Genomic DNA, 16714 nt, shown 5'->3' with positions numbered 1-16714 from the left:
GTCAGAACTGCGCTAATCCGGCGTTTGTCAGGTGATTTACCTGTGCTTAAACGTTTTAGTGGCGGGTGTCGGAAGGGGTGTCGATGCCTGCACCGGCGAACAATTGGGCGACGTCGGCGGCATCGAACAGGTAGCGCTGGTTGCAGAACTGGCAGTCAATCTCGATATGCCCGCCGTGCTCCACTACCAAATCCTGCGCATCTTCCAGGCCCAGGCTGACCAAGGCGTTGGCCGAGCGCTCGCGCGAGCAGCTGCAATGGAAACGCAGGCCCTGTTCGTCGAACAGCCGCACGGCCTCTTCGTGGTACAGGCGATGGAGAATGGTTTCGTTGTCCAGGCCCAGCAGTTCTTCAGCTTTCAGGGTGTCGGCCAGGGCGATGATGTGGCGCCAGCTTTCAGCACGATCATCGTCGTCCTTGATGCGGTCAGCCGGCAACTGCTGCAGCAACAGGCCACGGGCACGCTTGCCGTCAGCGTTAAGCCAGAACTTGGTGCCGACTTGCTGGGACATTACGAAATAGTTGGTGAAGCAATCCGACAGGGTTTCGCCGTCCAGGTCGACGATGCCTTGATAGCGCTGGCCCTCGGTCGGATCGACGGTGATGGCCAACACGCCGTTGGCCATCAGGTCAGACAAGGTGGCGTCCGGGGCAATCTGGTCGGCTTCGTAACGGGCCAAACCACGGATTTCACGCTCGCTTGAGCATTCGATCATCAGCATCGGCACCGGACCCTCGGAACGCGCCTGCAGGATCAGCAACCCATCGAATTTCATGGTGCCCACCAGCAGCGCCGCCGCCGCCATCAGCTCACCGAGCAATTGCGCGACCGGCTCCGGATAGGGGTGCTTGGCGAGGACTTCGGCGTAGCTGCGCTCCAGCGAGACCAGTTCGCCGCGGGCGTCGTTCTCGTCGAAGATGAAGCGTTGGGTGAAGTCGGTATCCGGTAGATCAGTCATAGGTCTGGGTATCTGAATTGATGACAAATTGATTACAAGGTTTATAGAATCAAACGCTTTAGCACCATTTTGGTGCGATTTTCTAGAGCCGTGGGGGACAGTTTATGAATAATCCGGGTTTGTTCCAAGCCAAGTGGAACCTCGGGCGATGGGCCTTTTGCAATCTACTCGCTATCGGACTGCTGTGTTTTTGGCTGTGGCCCACGGGGCAGATGCTGTGTGTGCTTTTCGACGAGTGGCTGTTTCATCTGCTCAATGACCCGCTGGCAAGCAACTCGACCTGGCTGCACGTATGGGCTGTCGCCAGTTTGCGACCGTTCGACGCGGTGGTTGGAGTGATTCTGCTGTCGCTGTTGATTCGCGGCGACTGGGTATTCAAGGCCGTGCAGGTGCGCCAGGCACTGCTAGGTTTTATTGGCATTCTGCTGCTCTTGCTGTTTATCCGCATGCTGTTTTCCAAATTCGCTGCGCATATGGGCTGGCAACACAGTAGCCCGTCAATGGTGATCAGCGGAGCGATCCAGATGAGCGACTTCTTCCCGGGGCTGGAGAAAACCTGGGAGTTGAAGGACCGTTCGAGCCAGAGTTTTCCAGGCGATCACGCTTCGGTGCTGTTGATCTGGGGGATGTTCATGACGGTGTTCGCCAAGCGCATCGGCCAGGTGCTGGTGATCTGGGGCCTGGCACTGTTGTTCATGATGCCGCGCCTGGTGGCGGGCGCGCATTGGGGCCAGGATGACTACATTGGCGGTGTATTGCTGGCGCTGTTGGCGTTGGGGTGGGGGTACTACACGCCGTTTGCGGCGAAGGTATCGAGTGGGTTGTTGCGGGTGACGGCGCCGGTGTTTGGGCTGCTTCAACACCTGCCGCTGATTGGTCGATTGAGTGTGGTTCGCCCAGCATGATGGCCAAGGGTGAGGGAGCTTGCTCCCTCACTGTCGCAGTCAGTCATCATTGCCACTGCCGCGAAACTTGAACAGATCACGACGCTGCTTCTTGCTCGGCTTGCCATCCGTGGTCATGCCTGTGGCGCCCGCCTTGCGCATTGCCGCCGCATTTTCACGCTTGGCAATGCTGGCTTCGGTCTCGGTGTACAACGCCTGCGCTTCAGGCGCGCCACGGCGCACGATGGAAAGCGCCTGAACCACGACTGTCTTTTCATCAAACCCGACACGAATCTGGAATTCATCGCCGATGCGCGGTTCCTTGCCTGGCTTGCAGCGCTCGCCGCGATGGTGCACCTTGCCACTCTCGATAGCAGCTTTGGCCAGGGCGCGGGTTTTATAGAACCGTGCCGCCCATAACCACTTGTCCAATCGGACCTTTTCTTCCTCTTCCTGCTTTTGAGCCACTTGAATTCCTCGCTCTGAAAAATGTCGCAACTTTACCGTTGAAACCCTTCGACGCATAAACCCCAAGGCTCACCTAAGATACGCCAGGTACACCCTGTTTTCGCGAGGATACGCCGTGACCGACTTTCCCATTTCACTCACCTCGCCCGACCAGCGGTGCGTGGGCTGCCAGCAAAGCGAGCCCTTGGGCTTTGATTTCGCTTTCGCTTACCAGCCTATCGTAGACCTTCGGGATCATTCTATTTTCGCCCACGAAGCCTTGGTGCGGGGTACGCAAGGTGAAGGCGCGTTGTCGGTACTTGAACAGGTCAATGAACACAACCGTTACCGCTTCGACCAGCGTTGCCGTACACAGGCCATTGCCGGGGCTGCTGCATTGGGGATGCAAACCCGCTTATCCATCAACTTCATGCCCAATGCCGTATATCGGCCTGAGCTCTGTATTCGCAGCACCCTGGAAGCGGCGCAGGCACATAACTTTCCGCTGGATCGCTTGATTTTCGAGACTCTGGAACACGAGCACATAGATAACTATCGCCATTTGACGAATATTCTGCGTGAATACCGCGAATTCGGCTTCATGACCGCCATCGACGATTTCGGCGCGGGTTATTCGGGGCTGAATCTGCTGGCCGATTTCCAACCTGACTTGATCAAACTCGACATGGCGCTGATCCGCGATGTCGACCAGGACCGTGTCCGCCAGGTGATCGTCCAGGGGATTGTCACAATCTGTGAGCAGTTGGGGGTTACTGTCATCGCCGAAGGCATCGAAAGTGCCGGCGAGCGCGACTTCCTGTTCGATTGCGGAATATTTCTGATGCAGGGCTACTGGTTCGCCAGGCCCGCATTCAAAGCGTTGGCCGAGGTTTCTCCTCAAGCCTGGGCGAATTAACCGGTTACCCATATTGAAGACATTTGACCATTTGACCGTTGTGGGTCTGCGTGAGTGGGTGGCACTTCCCGACTTGGGAGTGGCAGGCCTGCGCGCGAAGATCGACACCGGCGCCAGCACCTCAAGCCTGCACGCTACCGATATCGAGCCGTTTGAGCGCGACGGTGAGAAGTGGGTGCGTTTTACCGCGCACCTGGGCAGCGTTGTGCAACTGCGTCACCGCCGCTGCGAAGCACCCTTGGTGACGATGAAAACCATCAAAAGCTCCAACGGCCATGCCCAGGTGCGTTATGTCATCAGCACCACGCTGGCGCTGGGTGACAGGGTGTGGCGGGTGGAGTTCACCCTGGCCTGCCGCAAAGCCATGCGTTACCGGCTGTTGCTGGGCTCCAAAGCCTTGATTGACGGCCAACTGGTGGTCAACCCCGGCATCAAGTACGTTCAAGACAAGCCGGTGTTCCCGGTCTCTACTCTTTCTGTCCCAGGTGCTGCATGAAGATTGCTGTGCTGTCGCGAAACCCGCGTCTGTATTCCACCCGCCGCCTGGTTGAGGCCGGCACCGAACGTGGCCACGAAATGGTGGTGATCGACACGTTGCGTGCCTATATGAACATTGCCAGCCACAAGCCGCAGATCCACTACCGGGGCAAGCCGCTGGAGGGGTTTGATGCCGTGATCCCGCGCATTGGTGCCTCAGTAACGTTTTATGGCTGCGCGGTCTTGCGTCAGTTTGAAATGATGGGGGTGTTTCCCCTTAATGAATCGGTCGCCATAGCCCGTTCACGGGACAAGTTGCGTTCGCTACAGTTGTTGTCGCGCCGAGGTATCGGCCTGCCGGTGACTGGCTTTGCCCACTCCCCCGATGACATCCCCGACCTGATCGACATGGTCAACGGAGCCCCCCTGGTGATCAAGGTGCTGGAAGGCACCCAGGGTATCGGCGTGGTGCTCTGTGAAACCGCGACGGCGGCCGAATCCGTGATCGAGGCGTTCATGGGTCTCAAGCAGAACATCATGGTTCAGGAGTACATCAAGGAAGCCGGCGGCGCGGATATCCGCTGCTTCGTGGTGGGCGACAAGGTGATTGCGGCGATGAAACGCCAGGCCAAGCCGGGGGAGTTCCGCTCCAACCTGCACCGTGGCGGCAGCGCCAGCCTGATCAAGATCACCCCGGAAGAACGCATGACCGCGCTGCGGGCAGCCAAGGTGATGGGGTTGAGCGTGGCGGGCGTGGATATCCTGCGCTCCAATCACGGGCCATTGGTGATGGAGGTGAATTCGTCACCGGGCTTGGAAGGCATTGAAACCACCACCGGCAAGGACGTGGCAGGGATCATCATTCAGCATCTGGAGAAGAATGGCGGGCCGAATATGACCAGGACCAAGGGCAAGGGCTGATAAGAAACGGCGTTTGAAACAACGCAAAACCAATGTGGAAGCGGGGTTGCTCGCGAAGGCGTAGTGTCAGTCAGACCACCTGTGACTGATACACCGCTTTCGCGAACAACCCCGCTCCCACCTATGGCCTGCGTTGTTGCTTAGACCGCGTCTCGGGGTAGCATCAGGCCAAGCGGCAAGCGTACCCGCGCTTCCAGGCCACCCTCTTCTCGATTGCGCAGCTCAACATTGCCGCCATGCATCGATGCAATCCGCCGCACAATCGCCAGCCCCAAGCCGGTTCCCTTGCCACCTCGTGCACGGTCGCCGCGGGTGAAGGGGTTGAAGATACCTTCCAACTCGTCCGGGTCGATGCCTGCGCCCCGGTCCATCACGCTCAGCACCACATAAGGTGCAGCACTGTCGCCGGACAAATAAGCCGCCACTTCTACATCGGAACCGGCGTGATGCAAGGCGTTGCCGATCAGGTTGTTCAACAGGCGCTTCATCGATACCCGACGCAAGGCAAACGGCTGGATCGGCTCCAGGCGCATGCGCACCTGCTCACCATTCTGGTTGTAGGGCGCGACCACCTCACGCACCAAGTCCGTCAGGTCGACTTCTTCCACCACTTCATCACGGCCATCCCGGATAAACGCCAGGAACTGGTCGAGAATCGCATCCATGTCCTCGATGTCGCGGACCATGTCATCGGTGAGGTCCGTATGGTTGCCCATCAACTCCAGAGACAAGCGCAGTCGCGTCAACGGTGTGCGCAAGTCATGGGACACCCCCGCCAGCATCAACTCGCGCTCGCGCCCGGCCTGTTCGACGTCTTCCGCCATCTGGTTGAACGCGCCGTACACCTCGGTCATCTCGCTGGGCGTGTCGCTGACCGGCAGGCGCACGCTGCGCCCCTGGCCCAATTGACGGGCGGCGAACACAAGGCGTTTAAGCGGCTGGTTGAGCTGGCGCACGAAAATCCACGCCGACGCCGTTGACAGCAAGCCGATCGCCAGGAACCAACCCAACACGTTCCAAATCTTCTGCCCCCGAAGCGGATGCGGGTACAGCGGCACTTTCAGCCAGTCCTCGCCCAGGCTTGGCGCACGCACCCACAATGCCGGCGACACATGCATGCGCAGCCGTACCTCGGTGTCTTCACCCAGTTCGGCCTGCATCTGGCGTTGGTAGATTTCACTGTAGGGCCAATGCTGCTCGCCCTCCGGCACACCCGCACCGGCGACACGTACCAGGGTCGCGGCCTTGGCGATCTTCTCGCGGTTCTCAGGGTCTGCCGCCCAATAGGCGCGCAGCGTCAGGGCGACACCGTGACTGTATTGTCGATCCACCAGCACGTCCTCGTTCATCAACAGATAAACCAGTGTGAGTGCCTTGGAAAACAGAACGACGATCAGCACCAGCCAGAGGGTGCGGGAGAAGAAACTTTGGGGGAACCACAGCGGGGTTTTCATAGAAGACTGCTAGATACCTTGCAGAAACGAGCGGCGCTCGCAGAATTGCAGACGCCGGGCATCCCGTCGACCCTCATGGAGTCAAACGCCAGGATGCCCGCCCCTGCAAATCACCGGTCAACTGGTTTTATTGCCGTCCGGAACAAACACATAACCGACGCCCCACACCGTCTGGATATACCGCGGCTTGGACGGGTCCGGCTCGATCATCCGACGCAGACGGGAGATCTGTACGTCGATGGACCGCTCCAGCGCATCCCATTCCCGGCCACGGGCGAGGTTCATCAGCTTGTCGCGAGTCAGCGGCTGGCGAGCGTTCATCACCAGGGCCTTGAGCACGGCGAATTCGCCGGTGGTCAGCATGTGCACTTCATCGCCACGCTTTAGCTCACGGGTCGCCAGCGACAGTTCGTAGTCGCCAAAGGTGACGCTTTCGTCTTCGCTGCCTGGTGCACCCGGTACCGGGGCTGCCTGGCGACGCAACACGGCCTTCACCCGCGCCATCAGCTCGTCAGGGTTGAAAGGCTTGGCCAGGTAGTCATCGGCGCCCAGTTCGAGGCCCTTGATGCGACTCAGCTCATCACCCTTGGCGGTGAGCATGATGATTGGAATCTGGTTGTTTGCGCCGCGCAGGCGTTTGCAGGCGGTCAGGCCGTCTTCGCCGGGCAGCATCAGATCGAGTACGACCAGGTTGAAGACTTCACGCCCCAACAGGCGGTCCATCTGCTCGGTGTTCGGCACCGCACGGGCGCGATAGCCCTTGGAGTTGAAGAAACGCTCCAGCAGGCTGCTCAGCCCCGGATCGTCGTCAACGATGAGAATTTTTTCGCCTTCAGCAGTTTGTGCAGTGCTGCTCATTAGATGCTCCTCTTATCTCGGCGCGCATTATGGCCTAGCTGCCGTTATACGCACCGTGTGCATTGTTAGCAGATTTTTCCTCAACTGCCAGCGAACCCGCGCCCTACAACCGTTGGCGCAATCCCCCCCAAGGGCAGAACGCTGGTTATAATGCGGCGCCGTCGCGCAGGGCAACGTCCGATCGTTACCGTTTGATGCCGAGGCTTTTTTCACCCCGCTTGTGTGATTTTTTCGATTTCGAGGGTCAATAGGCTGCCTCTTGACCCAGGCAGCGGCGCCAGTCGGGCCGCTCAACCAGCCTCCCAGGGCCTTGTTTTCCGGGCCTGCGAGCTGCTTTTCAGAATTTCAGGTGGTTTTATGGACAGCATCAACAGCCGCATCGCCGAGGAACTCGGTGTACGCCCACAACAGGTCGAAGCGGCCGTCGCTCTACTGGATGAAGGCTCCACCGTGCCCTTCATCGCCCGTTACCGTAAAGAAGTGACCGGCAGCCTCGACGACACCCAACTGCGTCACCTGGAAGAGCGCCTGCGCTACCTGCGAGAACTCGACGAACGGCGCATCAGCATCCTCGCCAGCATCGAGGAACAAGGCAAGCTGACCCCGCAGTTGGAACGCGATATCAAACTCGCCGACACCAAGACCCGCCTCGAAGACCTCTACCTGCCGTACAAGCAGAAGCGTCGCACCAAGGGCCAGATCGCCCTGGAAGCCGGCCTGGGCGACCTCGCCGACGGCCTGTTCAACGACCCGTCGCTGACCCCGGAAACCGAAGCCGCGCGCTTTATCGACGCCCAAAAAGGCGTCGCCGACGTCAAGGCCGCCCTCGAAGGCGCCAAGTACATCCTCATGGAGCGCTTCGCCGAAGACGCCAGTTTGCTGGAAAAACTGCGTAACTATTTGAAGCAAGAAGCCATCCTCAGCGCCCGCGTCATCGCTGGTAAAGAGGAGGAAGGCGCCAAGTTCCGCGATTACTTCGAACACGACGAACCGCTGAAAAGCATGCCGTCCCACCGTGCGCTCGCCATTTTCCGTGGCCGCAACGAAGGTATTCTCAGCTCCGCGCTGAAGGTCGGCGACGAATTGCCGGGCACCATGCACCCGTGCGAAGGCATGATCGGTCAACAATTCGGCATCCAGAATCAGAACCGTCCTGCGGACAAGTGGCTCGGTGAAGTGGTGCGCTGGACCTGGAAGGTCAAGCTCTACACCCACCTGGAAACCGACCTGCTCGGTGAGCTGCGCGACGGCGCCGAGACAGAGGCGATCAACGTGTTCGCCCACAACCTGCACGACCTGCTGCTGGCCGCCCCGGCCGGCCCGCGCGCCACTCTGGGCCTCGACCCGGGCCTGCGTACCGGCTGCAAGGTCGCCGTGGTCGACTCCACCGGCAAGTTGCTGGACCACGCCACGGTGTATCCGCATGTACCGCACAACAAATGGGACCAGACCCTCGCGATCCTGGCCGCCCTGTGCGCCAAGCACGCGGTGGACCTGATCGCCATCGGCAACGGCACCGCCAGCCGTGAAACCGACAAACTGGCCGCCGAGCTGATCAAGAAATACCCCGCCATGAAGATGACCAAAGTCATGGTCTCCGAGGCCGGCGCTTCGGTGTACTCGGCGTCGGAACTGGCCTCCAAGGAATTCCCGGACCTCGACGTGTCGATCCGTGGCGCGGTGTCCATCGCCCGTCGCCTGCAGGATCCACTGGCCGAACTGGTCAAGATCGACCCTAAATCCATCGGCGTCGGCCAGTACCAGCACGACGTGTCGCAGCTGAAACTGGCACGTGGCCTGGACGCAGTGGTGGAAGACTGCGTAAACGCCGTCGGCGTGGATGTGAACACCGCCTCCGTCGCCTTGTTGGCGCGTATTTCCGGCCTCAACGCCACCCTGGCGCAAAATATCGTGAACCACCGCGACGAAAACGGCGCGTTCAAAACCCGTGCAGCGTTGAAAAAAGTCGCACGCCTGGGTGAAAAAACCTTCGAACAGGCCGCCGGTTTCCTACGCGTAATGAACGGCGACAACCCGCTGGATTCCTCCGCGGTTCACCCGGAAGCGTACCCACTGGTGCAACGCATCGCCGCCGAGACCGACCGCGATATCCGTTCGCTGATCGGCGACGCCGCGTTTCTCAAGCGCCTGGATCCCAAGAAGTACACCGACGAAACCTTCGGTGTACCGACCATCACCGACATCCTGCAAGAGCTGGAAAAGCCGGGCCGCGACCCCCGTCCCGAGTTCAAGACCGCCGAGTTCCAGGACGGCGTCGAAGACCTCAAGGACCTGGAGCTGGGCATGATCCTCGAAGGCGTGGTCACCAACGTGACCAACTTCGGCGCGTTTGTGGACATCGGCGTTCATCAGGACGGTTTGGTGCATATCTCCGCGCTTTCGGAGAAGTTCATCAAGGATCCGCGTGAAGCGGTAAAAGCCGGTGACGTGGTCAAGGTCAAGGTCATGGAAGTCGACATCCCGCGCAAACGCGTTGGCCTGTCGATGCGCATGAGCGACACCCCTGGCGAGAAAATCGACGGTGCCCGCGGCGCACGTCCTGGTTCGGCGCCGCGCCAGTCGCAAAACAACGCGCCGCGCAAGGAAACGGCCACCACCGCGCCAAGCAACAACGCCATGGCCTCGCTGTTTGCCAACGCTAAACAGTTGAAGAAACGCTGATGGAAATCCCGGCCGGTTTGACCCAGAGCGCGTTCAGCGAACTGATCGGCTGCCGCCTGCAACGCCTTGAGGAAGGCGTTGCCGAGGTGGCCCTGACCCTGGAGCCGCACCTGCGCAACCGCGCGGGCAAGCTCCATGGCGGGGCGATTTTCAGCCTGGTGGACATTACGATGGGGCTGGCCTGCTCCAGCGCCCATGGTTTCGACCAACAAAGTGCGACCATCGAGTGCAAGATCAACTATATCCGAGCCGTGTCTGACGGTGACGTGCTGTGCACCGGTCGGGTGATCCATGCCGGTCGTCGCACGTTGGTGGTCGAAGCGGACGTGTACCAGGACGAAAGACTTGTCGCAAAAGCACAGGGCACCTTCGCTGTCCTATAGCTCCCCACCCCCGATTTGAGTTAATTTCGGCGCTGCAATCACGGCGTCGGAATTTTCTCGCCGCGCTGTAGCCAAATTCATGGAGTGAAGTCGGCATTTTCAGAGCGGGTTAAATCGACTCTAAACCAGGCGATCACGCCAGTTTTAACTTCACCCTTGTAGACCGTCCTGCCCACCCCCATATTGGGGCGACTGACGCGTGAAGGAATCCAACTTGAGCGAACTTCTCAACCGCCGCCTGGCCCTGCTCGGCAAGCGCGAACACCTCTCCCTGCTAGAGCAGTGCTTGCACGGCATCGAGCGCGAATGCCTGCGTGTCACCGGTGAGGGTCGACTGGCGCAAACGCCGCACCCTGAAGCCCTGGGCGCCGCGTTGACCCACGAACAGATCACCACCGACTACTCGGAATCGCTGCTGGAGTTCATCACTCCCGCCCTGCCCAACCCGGCCGATACCCTGAGCAGCCTGGACAAGATCCATCGTTTTGCCTACACCAAGCTCGGCAGCGAATACCTGTGGAGCCCTTCGATGCCGTGCCCGTTGCCGGCCGAGGAAGACATTCCGATTGCCTACTACGGCACGTCCAACATCGGGCAGCTCAAGTACGTGTACCGCAAGGGCTTGGCGCTGCGTTACGGTAAGACCATGCAGTGCATCGCCGGCATCCACTACAACTTTTCCCTGCCGGAACAGTTGTGGCCGCTATTGAAGGAAACTGAAGGATTTGTCGGCACTGACCGCGACTACCAGTCCAATGCCTATATCGCGCTGATCCGCAATTTCCGTCGCTACAGCTGGTTGCTGATGTACCTGTTCGGTGCTTCGCCTGCGCTGGACGCCGGTTTTCTGCGCGGTCGCTCGCACCAATTGGAGGTGTTGGACGCCGATACGCTGTACCTGCCCTACGCCACCAGCCTGCGCATGAGCGACCTGGGTTACCAGAGCAACGCCCAAGCGGGCCTGACGCCGTGCTACAACGATCTGAGCAGCTACACCGATAGCCTGCGTGAAGCGGTGGCAACGCCCTACGCGCCGTACGTCGAAGTCGGCACGCATAAGGACGGTGAGTGGGTTCAGCTCAACACCAACATCCTGCAGATCGAGAACGAGTACTACTCCAACATTCGCCCCAAACGCGTGACCTACACCGGCGAACGGCCGATCCAGGCGCTGATGGCCCGTGGCATTCAGTACATCGAAGTGCGTTGCCTGGACATCAACCCGTTCCTGCCGATGGGTATCGACCTGCCGGAATCGCGCTTCCTCGACGCGTTCCTGCTGTACTGCGCGTTGAACGACAGCCCGCTGTTCGCCAACAACGAGTGCGGCAATGCGACCTCCAACTTCCTCAGTGTGGTCAAGGAAGGTCGCCGCCCCGGCCTGCAATTGCAGCGTCAGGGCCAGGCAGTGGACATGAAGGAATGGGCCGCCGAGCTGCTGGAGCAGATTGCTCCGTTGGCTGCTTTGCTCGATGAAGCCCACGGCATCACCGAACACAGCCAGGCGCTGGACGCTCAGTTGGCCAAGGTCGAGGACCCGTCCCTGACGCCATCGGCACAGGTGCTGGCGGCCATGGCCGAGCGCAAAGAGAGTTTTGCGCAGTTCTCCCTGCACCAGAGCCAACTGCATGCCGAGCACTTCCGCAAGGAGCCCTTGCCGGCTGAAGAGCAGGCACGCTTTGAAGAGCTGGCGCGTCAGTCGCTGGTGCAGCAGGCGGAGCTGGAACAGAACGAAGTGGGCGATTTTGATGTGTTTGTCGGGTCATACCAGGCGAGCATTCTGGCGATCAGCAACTAAATCCTTTCGCGGTCCGCTGTGGGAGCTGGCTTGCCTGCGATAGCATCAACTCGGTCTATCTGGAATACCGAGTTGTCTGCATCGCAGGCAAGCCAGCGCCCACATTTGCCCCTCAGCCTGAAGACCGGGTCCCACTTTTCTGCTCATAAGCTAATTCGAAAACGTTATTTATTTTCGGATTCTTAGATCATTTAGTCTCCTCGCATGCCGACCCTCGGCCGCCTGATTGAGGAGCTTCCCCTTGAAACTGCTTACCCCTTTGCGCCTCTTGGCCGCATTGTCCCTGGCCGGTGCCAGCCTGTTTGCCCAGGCGGCGGATGTGACCATTGCTTACCAGACCACCGTAGACCCGGCCAAAGTCGCCCAGGCCGACGGCGCCTACGAAAAAGCCACCAACGCCAAGATCAACTGGCGCAAATTCGACAACGGCGCCGACATCATCGCCGCCATTGCGTCCGGCGACGTGCAGATCGGCTACCTCGGTTCCAGCCCGCTGACCGCGGCGATCACCCGCAAAGTGCCGGTGGAAACCTTCCTCGTCGCCACCCAGATCGGTGGTGCCGAAGCCTTGGTGGCGCGCGACGGCTCGGGGATCAACGGCCCGCAGGACCTGATCGGTAAAAAGGTCGCGGTGCCCTTCGTGTCCACCGGGCACTACAGCTTGTTGGCCGCGCTGAAGCACTGGAACATCGACCCGTCCAAAGTAACCATTCTCAACCTCGCACCACCGGCGATCATCGCCGCCTGGAAGCGCGGTGATATCGACGCGACTTACGTGTGGGACCCCGCCCTGGGCGTGGCCAAGGAAAACGGCAAAGTGCTGATCACCTCCGGCGAACTGGCCAAGTTCGGCGCGCCGACCTTCGATGCCTGGATCGTGCGTAAGGATTTTGCCGAGAAGCACCCGCAAATCGTCACGGCTTTTGCCAAAGTCACCCTGGATGCCTACGCCGCCTACCGCAAAGACCCGCAAGCCTGGCTCGCCGACAAAGGCAACGTCGACAAACTGGTGAAACTCTCCGGCGCCAAGGCCAGCGACATCCCGCTGCTGCTGCAAGGCAACGTCTACCCGCTGGCCGCCGACCAGGTGACCCTGCTGGGCGCACCGACTACCCAGGCCGTGACCGACACCGCTGCGTTCCTCAAGGAACAAGGCAAGGTCGACGCCGTGCTGCCGGACTACGCCCCTTACATCAGCGCCAAGTTCATTACCCACTGATCAGGAGTTAATTGCGATGGCCTTGCTACAACTGGAGCGCATCAGCGCACAGTACCCAGGCGCCACAGAACCGGTACTGTCCGACATCTCACTCGACCTGGGGCCCCAGCAATTGCTGGTGGCCCTCGGCCCGTCCGGCAGTGGCAAGACTTCGCTGTTGAACCTGATTGCCGGCTTTGTCGAACCGTCTGCCGGGCGCATCACCCTCGATGGCGTGCCGGTCAAAGGCCCGAGCGCCGAGCGCGGCGTGGTGTTTCAGGACGACGCCCTGCTGCCCTGGCAGGACGTGCTGGCCAACGTGGGTTTCGGCCTGGAGCTGGCCGGCGTGTCCAAGGCACAACGTGAAGTGCGCGCTCGGGAAATGCTGGCCCTGGTGGACCTGGTCGGCTTCGACAGTCGTCGTATCTGGCAGCTCTCCGGTGGGCAGAAGCAACGCGTCGGCCTGGCCCGCGCGCTGGCTGCCGATCCTCGCGTACTGCTGATGGACGAACCCTTCGGCGCCCTCGATGCCTTCACTCGCGAACAGATGCAGGAGCTGCTGCTGCAAGTCTGGCGGCGCACGGCCAAGCCGGTGTTCCTGATTACCCACGACATCGAAGAGGCGGTATTCCTCGCCACTGACCTGATGCTGCTGGCGCCCAATCCCGGCCAGATCGTCGAGCGTCTGAGCCTGGACTTCGGCCAACGCTACGCTGCCGGAGAGTCGGCACGGGCGATCAAGTCCGACCCGCGTTTTATCGAAACCCGCGAACACGTGTTGGGCAAAGTGTTCTCCCAACGGCAGGTGTCCGCATGAGCAGCTACGAACTTCCCGTCATGACCGCCAAGCCGGCGGCGCACGCGCCTATCCCCGTGCGTCGCAGCTTGAGCACGCGCTGGATCAGCCTGTTGACCCTGGTCGCCTTGCTGATCATTTGGTGGGCCGTGACCGCTACCGGTGTGATCGAACCGCTGTTCCTGCCGCCGCCGTCCGCCGTACTGCAAAAAGGCTGGCTGCTGGCGACCACGGGCTACATGGACTCCACCTTGTGGCAACACTTGAGTGCAAGCCTCAGCCGCATCGGCCTGGGCCTGGGGTTTGCGGTGCTGACCGCCGTGCCGGTGGGGATCGCCATCGGCTCCAACCGTATCGCCCGTGGCATCCTCGACCCGCTGATCGAGTTCTATCGACCGATCCCGCCGCTGGCCTATCTGCCGCTGATCGTGATCTGGTGCGGCATTGGCGAGCTGTCCAAGGTGTTGCTGATTTACCTGGCGATCTTCGCGCCGATTGCCATCGCCACCGCCACCGGTGTGCGCACTGTCGACCCGGCCAAGCTGCGCGCGGCGCAGTCGTTGGGCGCCACCCGTGCCCAGTTGATTCGCCATGTGATCCTGCCGAGTGCCCTGCCCGACATCCTCACCGGCGTCCGCATCGGCCTGGGGGTGGGCTGGTCGACATTGGTCGCCGCCGAGTTGATCGCCGCCACCAGCGGCCTGGGCTTCATGGTGCAATCGGCGGCGCAGTTCCTGGTGACCGATGTGGTGGTGCTGGGCATCCTGGTCATCGCCCTGATCGCCTTCGCCATGGAAATGGGCCTGCGTGCCCTGCAGCGTAAATTAGTGCCCTGGCATGGCCAGGCACATTGAGTGATGAGAACAGTATGAGCAGCCTCACCATTACCCCCTTGAGCACCGCCTTGGGCGCCCAGATCAGTGGCGTCGATATCACCCGCCCGCTGAGCCTCGAACAGCGCGACGCCATCGAACAGGCGTTGCTCACCCACTCAGTGCTGTTCTTCCGCGGCCAGGAAATCAACCCGCAACAACAGGCACGGTTCGCGGCGAATTTCGGTGACCTGCACATCCACCCGATCTACCCCAACGTGCCGGAACAGCCTGAAGTACTGATCCTCGATACCGCCGTCACCGATGTGCGCGACAACGCCGTATGGCACACCGACGTGACCTTCCTGCCCACTCCGGCACTCGGTGCGGTCCTCAGCGCCAAGCAGCTGCCAGCATTTGGCGGCGATACGCTGTGGGCCAGCGGGATTGCGGCGTATGAGGCGTTGTCCAAGCCGTTGCAGCGGTTGCTCGATGGGCTGACGGCGACCCATGACTTCACCAAGTCCTTCCCACTGGAGCGCTTTGGCAACACCGCCGAAGACCTGGCGCGCTGGGAAGAAACCCGCAAGAAGAACCCGCCGCTGTCACACCCGGTGGTGCGCACGCATCCGGTGAGCGGCCGCAAGTCGCTGTTTGTGAGTGATGGGTTTACCACCAGGATCAATGAGCTGGAGCCGGCGGAAAGCGAGGCGATCCTGAAGCTGTTGTTTGCCCACGCAACACGCCCGGAGTTCACCATCCGCTGGCGCTGGCAGGAAAATGACGTGGCGTTCTGGGATAACCGCGTGACGCAGCATTACGCGGTGGACGACTACCGGCCGCAGCGGCGGGTGATGCATCGCGCGACCATTCTTGGGGATGTACCTTTCTAGAGACAACCAGCGATCAAAAGGTAGGAGCAGGCTTGCTCGCGAAGGCGGAGTGTCAGTCAACAGATTCAGCGACTGATCCACTGCGTTCGCGAGCAAGCCCGCTCCCACATTGACCGTGTTACGCCAGGTTATTCAGCAGTAGATGGCTTTTCCCACAAGTTGATCCCACCTTCCTGCGCAAACCGATCAATCTCCGCCAGTTCTTCCGCGCTGAAGCTCAGGTTCTTCAACGCACCGACGTTCTCGATAATCTGCTCCGGCCGGCTCGCACCAATCAACGCACTGGTGACCCGTGGATCACGCAGGGTCCAAGCCAACGCCAGTTGCGCCAGGCTCTGGCCACGACGCTGGGCGATTTCATTCAGCGCCCGCACGTGGGCGATGTTGGCTTCGGACAGGTGCTTGGCCTGCAGCGAACCACCGCCGGGACGGTTCACCCGCGCATCCGCCGGTACGCCGTTGAGGTACTTATCGGTCAGCAGCCCCTGGGCCAACGGCGTGAACGCGATCACGCCAGCGCCGAGTTCTTCGGTGGTGTCCAGCAGGTCTTTTTCCACCCAGCGGTTGAGCAAGTTGTAGGCTGGCTGGTGAATCAACAGCGGCACTTTCCACTCTTTCAGCAGCGCAGCGATTTCGCGGGTTTTGACACCCGAGTAGGACGAGATGCCGATGTACAACGCCTTGCCTTGTTGCACGGCGGTGGCGAGGGCGCTGGCGGTTTCTTCCAGAGGGGTGTCGGCGTCAAAACGGTGGGAGTAGAAAATATCCACGTAGTCGACACCCAGGCGTTGCAGGCTCTGGTCGAGGCTGGCCAGCACGTATTTGCGCGAACCACCGCCCTGGCCGTAGGGGCCGGGCCACATGTCCCAGCCGGCTTTGCTGGAGATGATCAGTTCATCGCGGTAATGCTTGAAGTCTTCGCGCAGCAAACGGCCGAAGTTGATCTCGGCGCTGCCGTAGGGCGGGCCGTAGTTGTTGGCCAGGTCGAAGTGGTTGATGCCCAGGTCAAACGCGGTGCGCAGCAGGGCGCGCTGGGTGTCGATCGGGGTGCTGTCGCCAAAGTTGTGCCACAGGCCCAGGGACAGCGCCGGCAGCACTAATCCACTGCGACCTACGCGGCGGTACGGGATAGATTCATAGCGGTTTTCGGCAGCAATGTAAGTCATCGAATCCTCTCTTGGACGTCGGCAAATAAGGCCTGGGAATAAGGCTATTCCCGGGCCTTTCAACCAGCTGA

Annotated in this window: 16 protein-coding genes; 11 read left to right on the top strand and 5 right to left on the bottom strand. The window is 60.6% G+C overall.

The annotated features are described in order from the left end of the window. Window positions 1-55: 55 nt before the first annotated feature. Window positions 56-958 carry an Hsp33 family molecular chaperone HslO gene (gene hslO, locus PF1751_RS01215; RefSeq protein ID WP_010214086.1) on the bottom strand — a complete coding sequence of 301 codons (903 nt, stop codon included), beginning with the start codon at window positions 956-958 and terminating at the stop codon, window positions 56-58. 104 nt (window positions 959-1062) lie between these two features. On the opposite strand from hslO, the gene PF1751_RS01210 reads away from it, so the two are divergent. Further along, on the top strand, window positions 1063-1863 hold the full coding sequence (locus tag PF1751_RS01210) for a phosphatase PAP2 family protein (protein ID WP_010214087.1): 801 nt from the start codon (window positions 1063-1065) through the stop codon (window positions 1861-1863). Between the two features lie 39 nt (window positions 1864-1902). On the opposite strand, the gene PF1751_RS01205 is transcribed toward PF1751_RS01210, so the two are convergent. After that, complete coding sequence (locus PF1751_RS01205; protein WP_010214088.1) at window positions 1903-2310, bottom strand: RNA-binding S4 domain-containing protein; 408 nt, start codon at window positions 2308-2310, stop codon at window positions 1903-1905. A gap of 115 nt (window positions 2311-2425) precedes the next feature. Here PF1751_RS01205 and rimA point away from each other — a divergent pair, with 115 nt between their 5' ends. Genes rimA through rimK form a run of 3 tightly spaced genes read left to right on the top strand, consistent with a single transcriptional unit; the run spans window position 2426 to window position 4603 of the window. After that, window positions 2426-3205, top strand: a complete 780-nt coding sequence (gene rimA, locus PF1751_RS01200) for a S6 modification regulatory phosphodiesterase RimA (protein WP_010214089.1) — start codon at window positions 2426-2428, stop codon at window positions 3203-3205. Between the two features lie 13 nt (window positions 3206-3218). Further along, window positions 3219-3701 (top strand): retropepsin-like aspartic endopeptidase RimB, encoded by a 483-nt coding sequence (gene rimB / locus PF1751_RS01195; protein WP_016979043.1) that lies wholly within the window; start codon window positions 3219-3221, stop codon window positions 3699-3701. Then, on the top strand, window positions 3698-4603 hold the full coding sequence (gene rimK / locus PF1751_RS01190; protein ID WP_010214091.1) for a 30S ribosomal protein S6--L-glutamate ligase: 906 nt from the start codon (window positions 3698-3700) through the stop codon (window positions 4601-4603). Before rimB ends, rimK begins: the two co-directional genes overlap by 4 nt. A 140-nt stretch (window positions 4604-4743) precedes the next feature. Here rimK and PF1751_RS01185 read toward each other — a convergent pair whose 3' ends face one another. Further along, window positions 4744-6057 carry an ATP-binding protein gene (locus PF1751_RS01185; RefSeq protein ID WP_010214092.1) on the bottom strand — a complete coding sequence of 438 codons (1314 nt, stop codon included), beginning with the start codon at window positions 6055-6057 and terminating at the stop codon, window positions 4744-4746. A gap of 117 nt (window positions 6058-6174) precedes the next feature. Continuing rightward, a complete protein-coding gene (ompR, locus tag PF1751_RS01180; protein WP_010214095.1) occupies window positions 6175-6915 on the bottom strand; it encodes an osmolarity response regulator transcription factor OmpR in 741 nt (246 codons plus the stop codon). A 357-nt stretch (window positions 6916-7272) separates the two neighbouring features. Between ompR and PF1751_RS01175 the strand changes: the two genes are divergently transcribed. The 7 genes from PF1751_RS01175 (at window position 7273) to tauD (ending at window position 15477) form a co-directional block, all read left to right on the top strand. Beyond that, window positions 7273-9597 (top strand): Tex family protein, encoded by a 2325-nt coding sequence (locus PF1751_RS01175; protein WP_044286467.1) that lies wholly within the window; start codon window positions 7273-7275, stop codon window positions 9595-9597. Next, window positions 9597-9980, top strand: coding sequence for a PaaI family thioesterase (locus PF1751_RS01170; protein WP_010214097.1), 384 nt, complete (start codon window positions 9597-9599; stop codon window positions 9978-9980). The genes PF1751_RS01175 and PF1751_RS01170 overlap by 1 nt, the downstream gene beginning before the upstream one ends. Window positions 9981-10194: 214 nt before the next feature. Next, window positions 10195-11778, top strand: a complete 1584-nt coding sequence (gshA, locus tag PF1751_RS01165; protein ID WP_010214098.1) for a glutamate--cysteine ligase — start codon at window positions 10195-10197, stop codon at window positions 11776-11778. A 241-nt stretch (window positions 11779-12019) separates the two neighbouring features. Continuing rightward, a complete protein-coding gene (gene tauA, locus PF1751_RS01160; protein ID WP_010214099.1) occupies window positions 12020-12997 on the top strand; it encodes a taurine ABC transporter substrate-binding protein in 978 nt (325 codons plus the stop codon). 16 nt (window positions 12998-13013) lie between these two features. Continuing rightward, the gene (gene tauB, locus PF1751_RS01155; protein ID WP_029529277.1) at window positions 13014-13793 is read left to right on the top strand and encodes a taurine ABC transporter ATP-binding subunit; all 780 of its coding nucleotides are present in this window, start codon (window positions 13014-13016) and stop codon (window positions 13791-13793) included. After that, entirely contained in the window at window positions 13790-14626 is an 837-nt protein-coding gene (tauC, locus tag PF1751_RS01150; RefSeq protein WP_010214101.1) for a taurine ABC transporter permease TauC, read from the top strand. The genes tauB and tauC overlap by 4 nt, the downstream gene beginning before the upstream one ends. A gap of 14 nt (window positions 14627-14640) precedes the next feature. Continuing rightward, a complete protein-coding gene (gene tauD / locus PF1751_RS01145; protein ID WP_010214103.1) occupies window positions 14641-15477 on the top strand; it encodes a taurine dioxygenase in 837 nt (278 codons plus the stop codon). Between the two features lie 128 nt (window positions 15478-15605). Here the strand turns inward: tauD and mgrA are convergent, their stop codons facing one another. Beyond that, window positions 15606-16643 (bottom strand): L-glyceraldehyde 3-phosphate reductase, encoded by a 1038-nt coding sequence (gene mgrA, locus PF1751_RS01140; RefSeq protein WP_010214105.1) that lies wholly within the window; start codon window positions 16641-16643, stop codon window positions 15606-15608. Window positions 16644-16714 lie beyond the last annotated feature (71 nt).

Origin of the sequence: Pseudomonas simiae (genome assembly GCF_000934565.1) — a bacterium.
Lineage (GTDB): Bacteria > Pseudomonadota > Gammaproteobacteria > Pseudomonadales > Pseudomonadaceae > Aquipseudomonas > Aquipseudomonas simiae.
Note: the sequence above shows the minus strand (reverse complement) of the source record. Positions and strands in the feature narration are given on the sequence as shown.